Origin of the sequence: Microtetraspora sp. NBRC 16547 (genome assembly GCF_030268965.1) — a bacterium.
GTDB lineage: Bacteria > Actinomycetota > Actinomycetes > Streptosporangiales > Streptosporangiaceae > Microtetraspora.
Genome location: NZ_BSSE01000015.1, coordinates 38,388 through 53,032, shown reverse-complemented (window position 1 = coordinate 53,032; position 14,645 = coordinate 38,388). Strand labels below are relative to the sequence as shown.

Genomic DNA, 14,645 nt, shown 5'->3' with positions numbered 1-14,645 from the left:
TCAGCCTTCCTCCATCACGATGATTTCATAGCCGCCCGGGACCTTCGGCAGCACGCCGCGGCGCACCATGTCCGCCGCTGCTCTCTCCACATCCGCGCGGACCCGTTCCGCCAACTCGGGATTCTGGACGCGTCTCATGCGTGAATGGGGCGGGAAGACCGCCTCCTGGTCCGCCGCGAAGGAGGAGAAGACCGATATGTCGCGGGCCTGGCCGCCGGTGAGGTGGTAGACGACCAGCACCTTCCGATCACTTGCCGGGTTCTCCGCCATGAACCGCACGGCCACCTCCAGCAGCCGGCTCACGCTCAGGAACTCCCGCGCCGTTCCGTGCGGGAACAGTTTCGACCCGTAAATGGGTGAGTGAACCGGCGTGATCCAGTCACCGCGGTACGCGAGCACCGGATGGTCGGGACTGCCGAGCGCGGGCAGCTGCATCATGGCGTCGTGCACCATGTCCGCGTGCCAGCGCATCTCCTCGAACAGGCGTGGTGTCGCGGTGTCGAGCAGCTCACGGATCTCGCGCCAGGCGGCGCGCTGCGCCTTGCGGGCCTCCCTCACTTCCGACTCGGCCTGCCGCGCCTCCGCCGTTCTGCCGGCAGCCCGGTGCTCCTGGCTTCGGTGCTTCGCGTCTTCGGCCTGATGTGCCGCGTCGATCCAGCTCTGGGCGTGCGGGCTGAGCGGTGAGCGCGAGTCCAGGTGGCCTTCTCCCACATGCAGGAGCGGACGCAGCGCCAGCGGGAGCGGCAGGGCCTTTTCGCCTGTCGCGAGGTTGCCCAGATAGTTCGTCGCGAGATCCTGGACCTTCTGCACCATCCTCGTTCGTACGGCCGCCTCGGACACGCCGCCGGTCCACAGCTGTGTCCGCGTGACGTTGTTGATCAAGTAGTGGCTGTGCCGGGTGTAGACGGTCAGCGCCGTCACGTGTGCCGGCGACAACCGCTCGCCCAGCTCCCGCACCCTGGCCGTGTCCATCGGGTCGATCCCGTTGCGGTGCAGCCACTCGGCGAGGTGGGGGTCGGTCACCCGTCCGCTCTCCAGTTGCGGCCACAGCCGTTCGGTGGCCTCCCGCACCTTGTGGTGCTGTGTTTCGGAGAAGCCGCCGGGGTCGGTGGCATGGTGGAGGTACTGCGCCTCGTGGGGGAACAGCCCGTCAGGGAGGATCTCGGTCCGCAGGGTGCCGAGGTCCAGGTCGGGGAGGCTCCGGTACAGGTCCACGGCACTGGGCCGAGCGCCCGGTTCGAAGTCCGGCCGTCCGAAGCCGGCGATCTGCGCGCCCCGGATGATCTCGAACAGCGAATGGTCGCGGCCGGGCAGCATCCAGCCCATCAGCGCGCCGACGAAGTGCTCGGTCGTCCCCCGGCCGAGATCGAGGAACTTGACCGCCGCCAGCATGCGGGTGGTCGTCGCCGACACTCCGTCGACCACGGGGAAGCCGTCACCGGCCACCTGCCTGGCCCACCGGCTCGACGTGGTCTCGTGCGCGGTCACCCCCTCCCTCCAGGGCAGTGGGGTATCCGGGCGCAGGGGGCCGTCGGTGATCGATTCGATGAAGGCCCGCTCGAACCGGCCAAGGGGCGTGTTCAGGCCCTCGTAATGGGCCGGAGTCGTGATGAGGCCGAGCCGCTGCTGCTCCTCGGGGGTGCGGTCGTGCCGGCTCGCCTGGCTCTTGATCACGTCGGCCAGATCCCTCACGCCGCGCTCCGACAGCATGATCACGTTGCCGGTTCCGAACGGGTCGCGGGCGAACCGGAACTCGCCGGGAGTGAACCTCTCCTCAAGACGGCCCAGGATCGCGCGGTTCGCGCTCTCGTCGAGTTGCCGCCGCATGCGCGTGAGTTCGTCGCGGTCCACGCCGGCGGCCCGGGCCTCCTCCCATCTCTTGCCGTCGATGACGTCGAGAATCGTCTTCGCGAGGGTCTGCGGATTGTCGCGGTTGAAGTACGCGGCGTTGTAGAAGGCCGTCATCACCTCACGGAGGTTCCCCTTGCGGAGCAGGTCGTCGACCGTCAGCCCGGTCCCCACCTGCCCCGCGCTGCTGTGGGCGTCCTTGTCGTCGCGGAAGAACGCGCTCTCGACCCGCCGTGCGAAGGCGGCCGGGCTCTCGTCCGCTCCGCGGGGAGTGAGCGCCATGAGGACATCCCGCAGTTTTCCCAGCGCCGTGCGGGCCGCGTCGATGTTCTGCGGGTTGTTGAAGTAGTGGGCACCGAGGCGCTGCTCGAACCTGGTGGCCTCCGCGGCCCAGCGGGGATCGTTGTAGAACCTCTCGAAGTCGAACGGCACCCGGGTCTGGCCGCGTCCGGCGTCCGCCGGATCCGCTGGCGGCACGGGCGGCGCGGGGGCGTCGGCCACCCGCCGGTCGTGTGCCGAGGCCGGTGTGGCCGTGTCGGTGTGCGGAGAACCGTCGGGGAGCGTCGACTCCGTTCGTGTGGGCTCGCCTCCCGGTCGCGTTTCGTCGCCTCCCGGTCGCGGACCGACATCCGACGTTCGCGGCTCGGGGCCGTCCGCCGCGTGCGCGCCGGAGGACCGCCCGCCGGTCGTCTCCGGCTCGGCGCTGTGGTTGAGAAGCTTCTCGATCCGGCCGGTCGGGGCTTCCGAAACTGACGTTGTCTGCTGGGACGTCCGCTGGGATGCCGGTGGAGCGCCGCCGTCGGCCCGTTCCGCCGTGTTGCGGGCGACGGGCGCACTGCTCTCCGCCGTACGGGGCGCCGGCCTTTGGGTTGCATCCGCGGCCGGGGCACGGCCCTGCTCCTTCGGCCGCGACGGCTGTTCGGTTCCGGTGCCCCGCTCGGTGGTGCCCCGCTCGGCGGGACGCCGTCCGCCGTCGGCGGGCGCGCCGTCGGGTGCCGGACGCGTCGGCATCCCCGTGGCGAGCGAACCGTCCTGACCGGCATGGGGGGAGCGGGCCGATCCGCCGTCACGTGCGGGGATGTGAGGCGCCGTCCCGGTCGTGGTGTCGGCGGCCTGAGCGAGCGTGGTGCTGTGGCCGGGGCCGGTCGTGGTGTCGGCGGCCCGGGCGAGGGTGGAGTCGTGGCCGGGGCCGGCCGGGGGATCGGCGCCCGGGACATGGGACGTGGGATGGGGTGCCGACGTGCTGTGGTGAGGGACGGATGTGGTCAGGTGCTGACCGTCGGCGCCCAGCGCGCTCGACGTGATGCCTTTGGCGAGCATGTCCCAGCTGAAGTCGCCTTCAATGACCATGCTGCCGGCGGTGGTGATGCCGCCGGTCAGCGCGTACTGGGCGGCCTGACCGTAGATGGACGAGCTGGCGGAGGCCAGGAGCTTCTCCGCGGTCGACATCTCCGCCCGGGACAGGCCCGCCCGTAGGGCCGGGGTCGCCATGCGGGACAGCCCGCCCGACAGCAGCCCCATGAGTCCTCCCATCGCGCCGCCGGTCAGCGCGGAGACCACGAGCTGCCGTCCGTCCAGGTCGTCCCTGCGGCCCTGTCCCATCTGCAGGAGCTGAACGCCGGCGTCCATGCCGGCGACTATGCCGGCGAACAGCATGATGTTGGTCAGGGTTCGTTTGGCGATCTGCGCGACTGTCAGGCGAGCGAGCTGCACGCGCGCGGGGATGAGTGCCAGGCTCGAGCCGCCGCTCGGTACGGCGATGGCGAGCAGGTAACCGAGCTGCACGATCAGAAGCCACACGGTGGCCTCGATCATGTACTTGGCGTACTGGATCTGCACGCCGACGTTGTTGAGGGCGATGGCGGCGTCGATGAGCCGCTTGACCAGGTCCGCCACCTGCTTGCCGGAGACTTTGGACACGTGCTCGGCGAAGGCCAGGTGGGCCTCGCCGTCCCACGCCTGGCCGATCTTGGTCGCGCTCTCGGGCTGGTCGGCCCTGGTCCCCGCGACGACCTCGTGGGCGGCGGTCACGCAGGCGTCGGCGAGCCGGAAGCAGCCCGTCTCATCGCCTTCGGGCCAGTCCATCCCGACCACCCAGCCGACATAGGGTTTGGCCCAGTCAGGGACCAGAATTCCATCGAATCCCACGAGCGATCACGTGCCGATCTCGTTGGCGTGTTCGGCCTGCTCGTATGTCATGGAGCCGGTGCGGAGCCCGGTGGCGATGCGGTCCAGCTCGTCGATGTGTTTCTGGAATGCCGTGAAGATCCCCTCAGTGATCGCGGGCATCTTCTTCTCCAGCTCGGCTCCGTACTGATCGCTGCCGAGGGCCCGTCCGTCCCGGTCGAAGGCCGCGCGCAGCCGATCCCGTGCCGAGACCGCGTTTCTCCTGAGCTCGTCGACGACCACGGCCTCGCGGCGCAGCGCCGACCATTTCACGTAGAAGCCGGATCCCGTCACTCTGGCCGGTCCGATCCCTCGCGGAGTTCGACGGGCTGCGGCAGGAACGCGTCGAGGTTCACGTTCTCGCCGAAGATCTCCTCGTACGGCAGGTCGGCGGGCATGAACGGTTCCATGAGCTCCTTGGCCTGCTGGGAGACGACCGCGGTGGCCCGGCCGATCTGCTCCATGATCGATTGGGCGAGTTCCGAAGGGGACAGTTTGCGGTACACGCGCGGATTCAGCTCGATCGCGCGTACCTGTCCGTGTGGCCCTACGGTGACGCCGACCAGGCCGTCAGGTGACCATGCCTCGGACGCGAGCTCGTTGCGCCGGCCGTACATCTCACGAACGTGGCGGATCTGCTCGTTGTACTGCGCGGCCAGGTCTTCGATCGTCGCCCCGAACGCATCAGTCACATTCGCCCCCTTTGTGTGACACGACTCCTGTTCATCGCAGATTATCTTTTGTTTCTCACCTGTTAACGAAACGGACATACTCGGTGAACGGCATGGGCGGTGTCACGGCGTAGAGGACGCCGCAGAGCGGCGGATAGGTCGCGACCCTCGCGGACAGCTCGTCGGTGATGACGGTGTGAGAGAACGGCGAGGGGGCGGTGAGGGAGCTTCGACTGCTCCGGTGCGCTTCGGCGGGCGGAGATTGATCCGAGTGATCTGCGAATATTGTGACTCCCGCCTTTTCGGACTACCGCGGAGTGACCCATGAGCGAGACGAGCGACCTCGAGAGCGTCAAACGCGCACTGGCGCAGGCCGTCGAGGAGGCCGCCGGAGCGGCGGAGCTGGCCCGGCTGCTCACCGACTACCAGCGGCGGCTCGACGACGCGGCGCGCTCGGAGGCCGACGCTCTGACGCGGATGCGGGAGGCGGAGGCCCGGGCGAGGACGGCCGAACGGCAGAACACGCAGCTCGGCAAGCAGTTGGCCGAGCAGCGCTACCAGACCGAGGTCGCCAACTGGAAGCTCGCGTCGGTGCAGGAGAGCCGCTGGCTCAAGCTTGGGGACGCCCTGCACACCAAGAACCCCGGAACGGTCGCCAAGACCCTGAAGGAGCCGGTGAAGAAGCCGCCCGCGCCCAAGCGCTCGGACTTCGGGCCGGAGCCTTCCGCGGTCCCCGAGACCCCGGCGGCCGTCGCTCCCGATCCGAGGGCGCCCCAGGCGTCGGCTCCCATGGCCGACGGCTTCGAGGTGCCCAAGGGGCCGCTGGCCAGGCCGTACCTCACCGTCGCCGCGATCGTGGACCGGCAGACCGAGGCGATGCTGCGCTACGAGTGGCGGCAGGTGACCAACTTCGGCCCGGAGAACTGGGCCGCGATGCTCGACCAGCACCAGCCGCACCTGCTCTTCGTCGAGTCCGTACAGCCCGGCCCCCGGCAGGGCAACGGCGGGCGCTGGCTGGAGGCTCTGGCCGGGGAGACGCGGGCGCTGCGCGACCTCGTGGAGGCGTGCCGCAAGCGCGGCGTCAAGACCGTCTTCTGGCACTCCGGCGGGTCCGTCTCGCGGGCGGTCCTCGCGGCCGAGCACTTCGAGTACGTCCTGACGACGACCGAGGCACGCGTCCGGGAATGGCGGGCCGCCCTGCGCCACGACCGCGTGGGTGTCCTCCCGCTGGCCGTGCAGCCGCGCGTCCACAACCCGATTCCGGCCGTCGGCGGCCGTACGTCCGATGTCTTCACGCTGGGCGCGGTGGTTCTCCCCGCGCCCGCGCGGCCGTCCGACGCGGCCGCCGCGGAGCCGGACCAGGATCAGACCCAGGTTCCGGCGGGGGCCGCCCCTAAGAACGGTGCTGCGAACGGTGCTGCGGACGGGGCGCCCCGGCCGCAGGGGGCGGACTCCTCCCACGGCGGACGCGGCTGGCAGCCACTGCCGGGTCAGGACGACGACAAGACGTCCTATGACGACGTGCTGACCGCGTACCGGCGGGCCGGGCTGGTGGTCGCCGTGGCCGATGTCGACGCGCGGGTCGTCGCCGAGATCGCCGCCTGCGCCACGCCCGTGCTGAGGCTGGCCGCGGGCGTCAAACCGGAGGTGACCGTCGCGCAGGCCGAGGCGCTGCTCTCGGACGCCGGCGGCCTCGACCGCGAGGCCCATCTCGGCTGGCGTCGGACCGTTCCCGTCACGTCGCTGCTCGACCCGGTGTTCGACGTGGTCGGGCTGCCGAACGTCCGCAACACGGGCACCGTCTCGGTCATCGCGGCCGTCAACGGAGCGGCCGAGTTGGAGCACCTCCTGGACCAGATCGCGCGCCAGATCCATGTGCCGGGGCAGCTCGTCATCGTCGCCGAGGGCGTGGACGCCGTGCTGGTCGAGAAGAGCGCCCGTCAGATCCTCACTCCGCTCCAGACGGTCGCGGCCGTCCTCCAGGACATCGTCGTACGGGTGGCCGACGTCCCGATGACGCGCGGTGCGGCGCTCGACCGGGCGCTGCGGCTCGCGGAGGGCGACTACGTCGCCGTCTTCGACCCCCGTGACGTGTACGGGCAGCACTATCTGTCCGACCTCGTCCGCTACTTCGGCTCGAGCGACGCCGAGATCGTCGGCAAGGCGTCGTTCTACGCGTACCTGCCCGAGGCGGGGGCCACGCTGCTCCGCCAGCCGGGCGCCGAGCACAGGTTCCTGCCGGAAATCGGGGGAGGAACCCTGCTCGGCCGCCGCCAGGCGCTCACCGACCTGGGCTTCGCCGACGTCTCCGACGAATGGGACGAGGTGCTGATGCGCCAGTGCCGGGCCGACGGCGTCCGGGTGTACTCCGGCGACCGATACTCCTATATCTGCGTGCGCGAGTCGGCGGTCGGCCGCCTGCTCGGCTCCGCCCGGCTCCAGGGCTACTTCCCCGCGGAGCCCGTCGCCCTGATCTGACCGGTCCTTCGCACGCCTCCGTCGCGCCCGGCCGGTCGGCGCGGGTGAATCGGCGCGGGTGAGTCGGTGCGGGTGAGTCGGCCGTCGGCGCGGGGGCATGCGGAGTGGCGTCCACGGTGAACCGGTGGAGCCGGGGCGGCCTTACGCTGCCTGGGTGACCCCTGACCAGCTTGCCGGGCTCATCGGCGCGCTGCCCGTTCCTTGGGGCTCGTGGGCGCGGGAGGCGGTCTACGGCTCGCCGGTCGCCCTCCGCGTCGCGTCCGGCCGCCCGCCGCGCGAGGTCGCCGAGGAGATCGCGGTACGGCTTCGCCGCCGCGACGGGATCGACGACGTCCGGGTCCGGCCCGACGGGTTCCTCCTGATCGCGGTCAGCCGGCCGGGTGAGGTCGCCGGTGAGATCGTGCGGAAGGGACCGCCCGAGATCCGCGAACGCGCCGCGCTCGCTCCGGATTTCCCGCGTACGTGGGACAACCCCGGGTTCGTCGTCCGGTACGCGCACGCGCGGGCGGCGGCCGTACAGCGGTGGGCGCGTGATCTCGGCGTTCCCGAGGAGGGATTCCGGCCCGAGCCGCTGGACGATCCCCACGATCGGGCGGTGCTCCGGCTGCTCGCCGAGCTGCCGACCCGTGCGGCCAGTCGTGATCCGGCCTGGGAGGCGTACGCCGGCCAGCTCGCGCTCGCCTACCACGACGCGCACGAGCACGCCCCGGCCGTCCCGGTGGGCGATCAGCCGGTGAACGACGTCCACACCGCGAGGCTCTGGCTGGCGACGGCCGTACGAACCGTCCTGGCCGCCCTTTTCGCCGTCCCCTTGCCCGACCGGTTGTGACGGCGACGACCGACTGCGACGACCGATGGCGACGACCGGCGACCGCGGCGGGGGCCGGGAGATCCGCGGGGGAGGGGCGCCCCGGGGCGCGGCAAAGGAGGTCCGTTATCTTCGAGGCTGTGCAACGAATTTTTCGTTGAAATCATGAAATAGCCGCATTTCCTATGGTCACGCGTCTCGCCAATTGGTCATCCGTCTCGCAATGGCGGTGGGGTCGGATAGCCTCGTTCGGGTGAGCCGATTCGCCCATTCCGCCGGTGACGGGCACGCCGAAGCGCTGCCCGAGGAACGTCCACCGCTCGCCCCCGCTGATCTGAACGCCCTCGAACCGGCGATCTGGACGCGAACGTCCGGCCGGATCGACGGCGCGATCACCGTCGGCGGTGTGGACGTGCGCGACCTGGCCGCGCAGTACGGCACGCCGCTCTACGTCATCGACGAGGAGGACTTCCGCTCCCGCTGCCGCGAATATCGCGCGGCGTTCGACGACGGCGAGGTCCACTACGCGGGCAAGGCGTTCCTGTGCAGGGAGATCGCCCGCTGGATCCAGCAGGAGGACCTCGGTCTCGACGTGTGCAGCGCGGGCGAGCTCGCGGTCGCGCTCAGCGTGGGCTTCCCCCCTGAGCGCATCACCATGCACGGCAACAACAAGTCGCTCGCCGAGCTGGAGCGGGCCGTCGAGGTCGGCGTCGGCCACATCGTCGTCGACTCCTACGAGGAGATCGCCCGGCTCGGGTTCCTCGCGGACAAGTACGGCGCGCGACCCAAGGTCATGATCCGCGTCACCGTGGGCGTCGAGGCCCACACGCACGAGTTCATCGCCACGGCGCACGACGACCAGAAGTTCGGCCTGTCGCTGAGCAGCGGCGCGGCGGCGGAGGCCGTCCGGCGCATCCTCGCCCTGCCCCAGCTCGAACTGGTCGGCCTGCACTCCCACATCGGGTCGCAGATCACCGACACCGCCGGGTTCGAGGTCGCGGCGCGTCGTCTCGCCGCGCTGCTCGTGGAGGTCAAGGAGGAGCACGGCGTCGTCCTGCCCGAGCTGGACCTCGGCGGCGGCTACGGCATCCCGTACGTCCACGGCGACGACGTCCTTGACGTCAAGGTCCTCGCGGACGGCCTGCGGGACATCGTGACCAAGATGTGCGAGTCGGCGGGCCTGCCCATGCCCCGGCTGACCGTCGAGCCGGGCCGGTCCATCGCCGGCCTCTCCGGAGTCACGCTCTACGAAGTCGGCACCGTCAAGGACGTGGAGGGCCTGCGCAGCTACGTCAGCGTCGACGGCGGCATGAGCGACAACATCCGCACCGCGCTGTACGGCGCCGACTACACGGCCGTGCTCGCCTCGCGCGAGAGCGAGGCGGAGCCGATGCTCTCCCGTCTCGTCGGCAAGCACTGCGAGAGCGGTGACATGATCGTGCGCGACCTGTGGTTCCCGGCCGACCTCACGCCCGGCGACCTGGTCGCCGTGGCCGGGACGGGGGCCTACTGCCGCTCGCTCGCCAACAACTACAACTACCTGCCCAAGCCGGCCGTCGTGGCGGTGTCCCACGGCCAGTCGCGCGTCATCGTGCGCCGGGAGACCGAGGACGACCTCCTGAGGGGACAACTGTGACCAAACCTCTGAAAATCGCGTTGCTCGGCTGCGGGGTCGTCGGCTCGCAGGTCGTCCGGCTCCTGCGCGAGCAGGAGAACGACCTCGCCGCCCGCGTGGGCGCCCCCCTGGAGCTCGTCGGCGTGGCGGTGCGCAAGCCGGGCCGCAAGCGGGACGCCGACATCGACCCGGCGCTCCTCACCACGGACGCCGAGAGCCTGGTGACCCGCGACGACGTCGACATCGTGGTCGAGGTGATCGGCGGGATCGAGCCGGCCAGGTCGCTGATCCTTTCGGCGATGGCCTCGGGCAAGTCCGTGGTCACCGCGAACAAGGCGCTGCTGGCCGAGGACGGCGCGACCATCCACCGCGCCGCGCGCGAGAACAACGCCGACCTCTACTTCGAGGCCAGTGTCGCGGGGGCGATCCCGCTGCTGCGCCCGCTGCGGGAGTCGATGGCCGGTGACCGCGTGCAGCGGGTGCTCGGCATCGTCAACGGCACCACCAACTACATCCTCGACAAGATGGACTCCACCGGCGCCTCGTTCACCGACGCGCTGGAGGAGGCCCAGGCGCTCGGCTACGCCGAGGCGGACCCGACCGCCGACGTCGAGGGCTTCGACGCGGCGGCCAAGGCGGCGATCCTCGCGGGGATCGCCTTCCACAGCCGGGTGACCGCCGCCGACGTGCACCGCGAGGGCATCACCGAGATCACCGCCGCCGACGTCGCCTCGGCGAAGGCCATGGGATACGTCATCAAGCTGCTCGCCATCTGCGCGCGGTCGGACGACGGTCGTTCCGTGGGCGTCCGGGTCCACCCCGCCATGATCCCGAGGTCGCACCCCCTGGCCGGTGTCCGCGAGGCGTACAACGCCGTGTTCGTGGAGGCCGAGTCGGCCGGGCGTCTGATGTTCTACGGCGCGGGCGCGGGCGGCGCGCCCACCGCGTCGGCGGTGCTCGGCGACATCGTCGCCGTGGCGCGCAACCGCATCGCGAACACCCGCGGCCCGGAGGAGTCCACCTACGCCGACCTGCGGGTCCACCCGATGGGCGAGAGTGTCACGCGTTGCCACGTCTCCCTGGACGTGGCCGACAAGCCGGGCGTCCTCGCCAGGGTGGCCGAGATCTTCGCCAAGCACGACGTGTCGATCCAGACCGTCCGCCAGGAGGGCAGGGGTGACGACGCCCAACTCGTCCTCGTCACCCACCGGGCCAGCGACGCCGCGCTCTCGGCCACCATCGAGAGCCTGCGCGAGATGGACATCGTTCGCGCGGTCGCCGGTGTGATGCGCGTCGAAGGCGACGAGACCCCCTGACGGGCTGACTCCGGCTTCCGGAGACTCTGCGGTGCGCTGTCGGCTCCCCTGACAGGCGAACCCGGCCGCCCTTAAGGTCGGCCGGGTGGATCTTATGGGGAAGTACGGGGTCGGTTCCACGACGCCGCGCGCGCTTGCCAGGCGAAGGACCAGATCGTTTCGGCAACAGACTGCTATGGTCCGCAGATGGCCAATCTGACGCAGATTGCCGCAAGTGCCACAAATAGCGAAGAACGGGGACGGACGGGGTCGTGGAGGATGCCCGTCGCGGCGGGTGCCGTGGCGACCTGCGTCGCGATCCTCGGATCCGGCGGACCTTCGCTTTCCGGGGACGAGATGGCCACCTATGGTGCCGCGGGCCGTTCGCTTTCTGGATTGTGGACGCTTGCGCAGAACATTGATGGACATTTCCTGCCGTACTACACCTTCATGCATTTTTGGGGGATGGCAGGCGACTCGGAGTGGTGGCTGAGGCTGCCGTCCGCCGTCGCGATCGGTGTCGCCGCGGCCTTCCTGCTCGATCTCGGGCGGCGCCTGCACAGCTCGCGGGCGGGCCTCGCCGCCGCCGGGCTCTTCGCGGTGCTGCCCGCCGTGTCCTACCACGGGGCCAACGCCCGGCCGTACGCGTTCGCCGCCGCGGCGGCGGTGATCTCGTTCTGGGCACTGCACCGGGCCGTCACGCGACCGACCGGGCGGCGGCTGGCGCTGTACGGCGCTTCGGTGGCGCTGCTGGGGTGTACGCATCTGTTCGCCATGCTGGTCGTCCCCGCGCAACTCGTGATCGCGTTGTGGGCGCTGCCCCCGCGTATGACGGTCCGTCACCTGCTGCCCGCGGTCGCCCTCGGATGCCTGCCCGCCGCGGCTTTCGCCGCCATCGGGTTCGGCGAGCGCCATGCGATCAGCTGGATCCCGCTCAAGGACCCGTCGATCCTGCTCAAGTTCCCCAAGATGGCCACCGGCGATCAGGTCGCCGGGACGCTGCTGCTGATCGCGGCGTTCGCCGGGGCCGCTGTGCTGTGGCTACGGTCCCGGCGACCCGTGCGCGACCGGTCGGGCGCCGCCTGGGCCGTCGGGGCGGCGTTCTGGTTCGTCCTCCCACCGCTGTTGATGCTCGTGATCTCGTACGCCGTGATGCCGGTCTACGTGGACCGCTACCTCTTCGTGACGGTTCCGGGCCTGGCCCTGCTCGGAGGCATCGGCCTGGCGGCGGTCCCCTGGGCGTCGCTCCCTGGACTCTCACGGCGGCCGGGGCTCTCCACCGCTGTGACCGTGCTGCCCAGTCTGGTGCTCGCCCTGATCGCACTCCCCGTGCAGATCGCCTACCGCTCCGACAACGGTCACTACGAGGATTTCCGAGGCGCGAGCCGCGTCATCGAGGCCGCGCTCCAGCCAGGTGACGCGATTCTGTACGGCCAGAGTTGGCTGCGCACCGGGTTCCGCTACTACGGAGGCGACCGCCTCCCCGAAGACGTCGCAGGGATCGGCACCGCGCCCGATCCCCGTGGTCTCGGCTATCCAGAGCGGGCTGATCTCGACACGGTGCTGAAGGGACGGGATCGGGTCTGGATCGTGTGGCGCGGCACCAAGCAGGCCGGCCTCGACGGCGACAGATTCCCCCAAGTCGCCGCCGCACGCCGCGCCGGGCTGGAGGCCGAGTTCTCCTGGCACTCCGCCGAACTGCCCGGCCTCACGGTCGCCCTGTTCACCCGCTAGTGCCGTGACCGGCAAGGTTTGCCCGGAAGGAGCGGTGTCCAGGGTGGTGCATCGCAAGGCGGAGGAGGAGGTCGTAGCGGAGCCTACGGCCGACGACGACAACGCAGCGAGGTGCCGTCCTGGGCGACGCGACGGGGCAAAGATTGACGGGAGGGGCATTAGCGTCCTGCGCCGGGAACTCGGCGGCGATATCGGGCGAACCGCACCGCGCTGGACTGGGGCCGCGCCGCGACCGGCAGGTGTCGCGGCGCCGCGTCAGCGCATCCCCCGAAGGCGGTCCAGCAAGCCGGAGCGCCGCGCCGGCGCGGCCGGTTTCGCCGACGCCGAGACAGGTGCCGCATCGGCCGCAGTATCGGCCCTGGTATCGGCTGCGGTATCGGCCGTAGTATCGGCGGCTGGCTTGGGCGCCGGCCGCGCTCCCGCCGTCTCGTCGCGCCCTGTCCGGTGCGGATGGTGCTGCGCGGTCGTCCGCGCGCTGCGGTCCGCCGCGTCCGCGTCCCAGAATTGGGCCGGCTCGGCGTGCCGTACGCCGTGGGTGAGGTCGACCACGGACTCCAGAGGCTCGCCGGGGCTCGCGAGGAGGCGGGCACGGTTCACGGCCTCGGTCCGGCTGAGCGTCGCCGTGCCGCCGTCCGGGAACGTCACGACCAGCATGCCGAGCCGCTCCTCGGTCATCGCCTTCGTCATGCGCTCAAGCGTGTCCGGCGCGAGCGGGTGGCCGAGCGGTCCTGTGAACCGGAACGGCGTCGGCGCCGCCGACGGCGGAATCTCCTCGACGAGCCGTACCCGAGGGTCTCGCTCGAAGCCCTCACGCAACAGGACCAGGTCGAACAGGGGATCGCCCACACGGACATCGCCGAGCCGCGACCACGGCCCCACCAGGCTGATCCGCACATCGGACACCGTCCCGCCGAGCGCGGCCGAGATCGCCGCCCGCGCCGCCTGGGCCGTCCCCGGCGGGACGGCACCCGGGCCCGCCGACACGTCGAGGACGATCTCCACGTACGGCACGGCCCACCCGCGCCCCCACTCCTTGCGCAGGTCGCGGCGGAGCGGGACCTGATGCGCCAGATAGGTCTCCACCAGCCGCACGATCGCCTCCCTGTGCTCGCCCCGCTGGGCGGGCAGCCCGAGGTGGACCGCCCTGGCCGAGAAGTCGGGGACGAACACCGCGCCCTCCTGGGCCAACCGGTACGCGAACTCCGTGTCCTGCCCGCGTACCACCGCCGGATCGAACCCGCGGACCTTGTCGAGGAGGGTGCGGCGCAGCGAGACGGTCGGCCCCGTGCAGGTCTGGTACGGGTTCCGGCTGGCGCGTAGCCCGTCGAGGCGGCGGACCGTCTCCTCCGTCGAGCTGGACACCAGCTCAGAATCGGCGAACAGGGACTCCAGCTCACCCTTTCCGACCGCCTCGAACACCTCGCCGGGCCGCAGTGGTGGCTCGGTCACGAACTTCTTGCCGCCGAAGGTCACCAGGTAGTCGGTCAGGTGCTGCCAGCGCAGCAGGGCCTCCAGGTGCTCACGGTGGATGACCATGTCGGCGTCGAGCCGTTGGACGACCTCGCCCTCGGCGACGGCGATCCCGGCGTTCATGGCGTGGCCCGCGCCCCGCCCGTCCGGCGGGGACTGGATCAACCGCGTGTTCTCCGGCCGGATCTCCGGCAGCCGGAGAGGCGGACTGCTGCCGTCGTCCACCACGATGACCTCGGTGAGCGGGGCCGGGTAGCTCTGCGCCGCGAGGGAGGCGAGGACGAGGTCGAGCCGGTGCTGGCCGCCGTGCGCGGGAATGATCACGCTGACCGGCAGTTCGGGGTTCCAGCGGCCGATCGGCGCGGGGGTCACAGGAGAATAGTCGTTGTGCCGAATCCTCGGCCGGGCCTCGTCGCCCGTCACGATGCCCCTCCTCGCTTGTCGTTGATCGAGTCAAGTCAGAAACGACCCTATTGCCCCTCCCGTCAATCTTTGCCCCGTCGCGTCGCCCAGGGCGGCACGGGGCGCTGGCGAAGCGACCTTCTCGTTCGCTCATAGCT

9 protein-coding genes are annotated in these 14,645 nt (G+C 70.8%); 5 read left to right on the top strand and 4 right to left on the bottom strand.

Annotated features, from left to right (window positions below; genetic code table 11):
- Genes QSK17_RS20805 through QSK17_RS20795 form a run of 3 tightly spaced genes read right to left on the bottom strand, consistent with a single transcriptional unit; the run spans position 1 to position 4,706 of the window.
- Complete coding sequence (locus QSK17_RS20805) at positions 1–3,996, bottom strand: WXG100-like domain-containing protein (RefSeq protein ID WP_502889253.1); 3,996 nt, start codon at positions 3,994–3,996, stop codon at positions 1–3.
- A 6-nt stretch (positions 3,997–4,002) separates the two neighbouring features.
- Positions 4,003–4,308 (bottom strand): hypothetical protein, encoded by a 306-nt coding sequence (locus tag QSK17_RS20800; RefSeq protein ID WP_285706620.1) that lies wholly within the window; start codon positions 4,306–4,308, stop codon positions 4,003–4,005.
- Positions 4,305–4,706 (bottom strand): YbaB/EbfC family nucleoid-associated protein, encoded by a 402-nt coding sequence (locus QSK17_RS20795; protein WP_285706619.1) that lies wholly within the window; start codon positions 4,704–4,706, stop codon positions 4,305–4,307. Before QSK17_RS20795 ends, QSK17_RS20800 begins: the two co-directional genes overlap by 4 nt.
- A gap of 303 nt (positions 4,707–5,009) precedes the next feature.
- Here QSK17_RS20795 and QSK17_RS20790 point away from each other — a divergent pair, with 303 nt between their 5' ends.
- The 5 genes from QSK17_RS20790 (at position 5,010) to QSK17_RS20770 (ending at position 12,615) form a co-directional block, all read left to right on the top strand.
- A complete protein-coding gene (locus QSK17_RS20790) occupies positions 5,010–7,163 on the top strand; it encodes a glycosyltransferase (RefSeq protein WP_285706618.1) in 2,154 nt (717 codons plus the stop codon).
- Positions 7,164–7,317: 154 nt separating this feature from the next.
- Positions 7,318–7,992 (top strand): DALR anticodon-binding domain-containing protein, encoded by a 675-nt coding sequence (locus QSK17_RS20785; protein WP_285706617.1) that lies wholly within the window; start codon positions 7,318–7,320, stop codon positions 7,990–7,992.
- Between the two features lie 232 nt (positions 7,993–8,224).
- Positions 8,225–9,607 carry a diaminopimelate decarboxylase gene (lysA, locus tag QSK17_RS20780; RefSeq protein WP_285706616.1) on the top strand — a complete coding sequence of 461 codons (1,383 nt, stop codon included), beginning with the start codon at positions 8,225–8,227 and terminating at the stop codon, positions 9,605–9,607.
- A gap of 14 nt (positions 9,608–9,621) precedes the next feature.
- Complete coding sequence (locus tag QSK17_RS20775; RefSeq protein ID WP_502889262.1) at positions 9,622–10,902, top strand: homoserine dehydrogenase; 1,281 nt, start codon at positions 9,622–9,624, stop codon at positions 10,900–10,902.
- Positions 10,903–11,346: 444 nt separating this feature from the next.
- Positions 11,347–12,615 carry a glycosyltransferase family 39 protein gene (locus QSK17_RS20770; protein ID WP_285706614.1) on the top strand — a complete coding sequence of 423 codons (1,269 nt, stop codon included), beginning with the start codon at positions 11,347–11,349 and terminating at the stop codon, positions 12,613–12,615.
- Between the two features lie 255 nt (positions 12,616–12,870).
- Here QSK17_RS20770 and QSK17_RS20765 read toward each other — a convergent pair whose 3' ends face one another.
- Positions 12,871–14,508, bottom strand: coding sequence for a glycosyltransferase family 2 protein (locus QSK17_RS20765; protein ID WP_285706613.1), 1,638 nt, complete (start codon positions 14,506–14,508; stop codon positions 12,871–12,873).
- Positions 14,509–14,645: the final 137 nt, after the last annotated feature.

What these genes read in the sequence shown, in the direction of transcription:
- QSK17_RS20790 (WP_285706618.1), top strand. Translation starts at nt 5,010, where the DNA reads ATGAGCGAGACGAGCGACCTCGAGAGCGTCAAACGCGCACTGGCGCAG.
- QSK17_RS20770 (WP_285706614.1), top strand. Translation starts at nt 11,347, where the DNA reads ATGGCAGGCGACTCGGAGTGGTGGCTGAGGCTGCCGTCCGCCGTCGCG.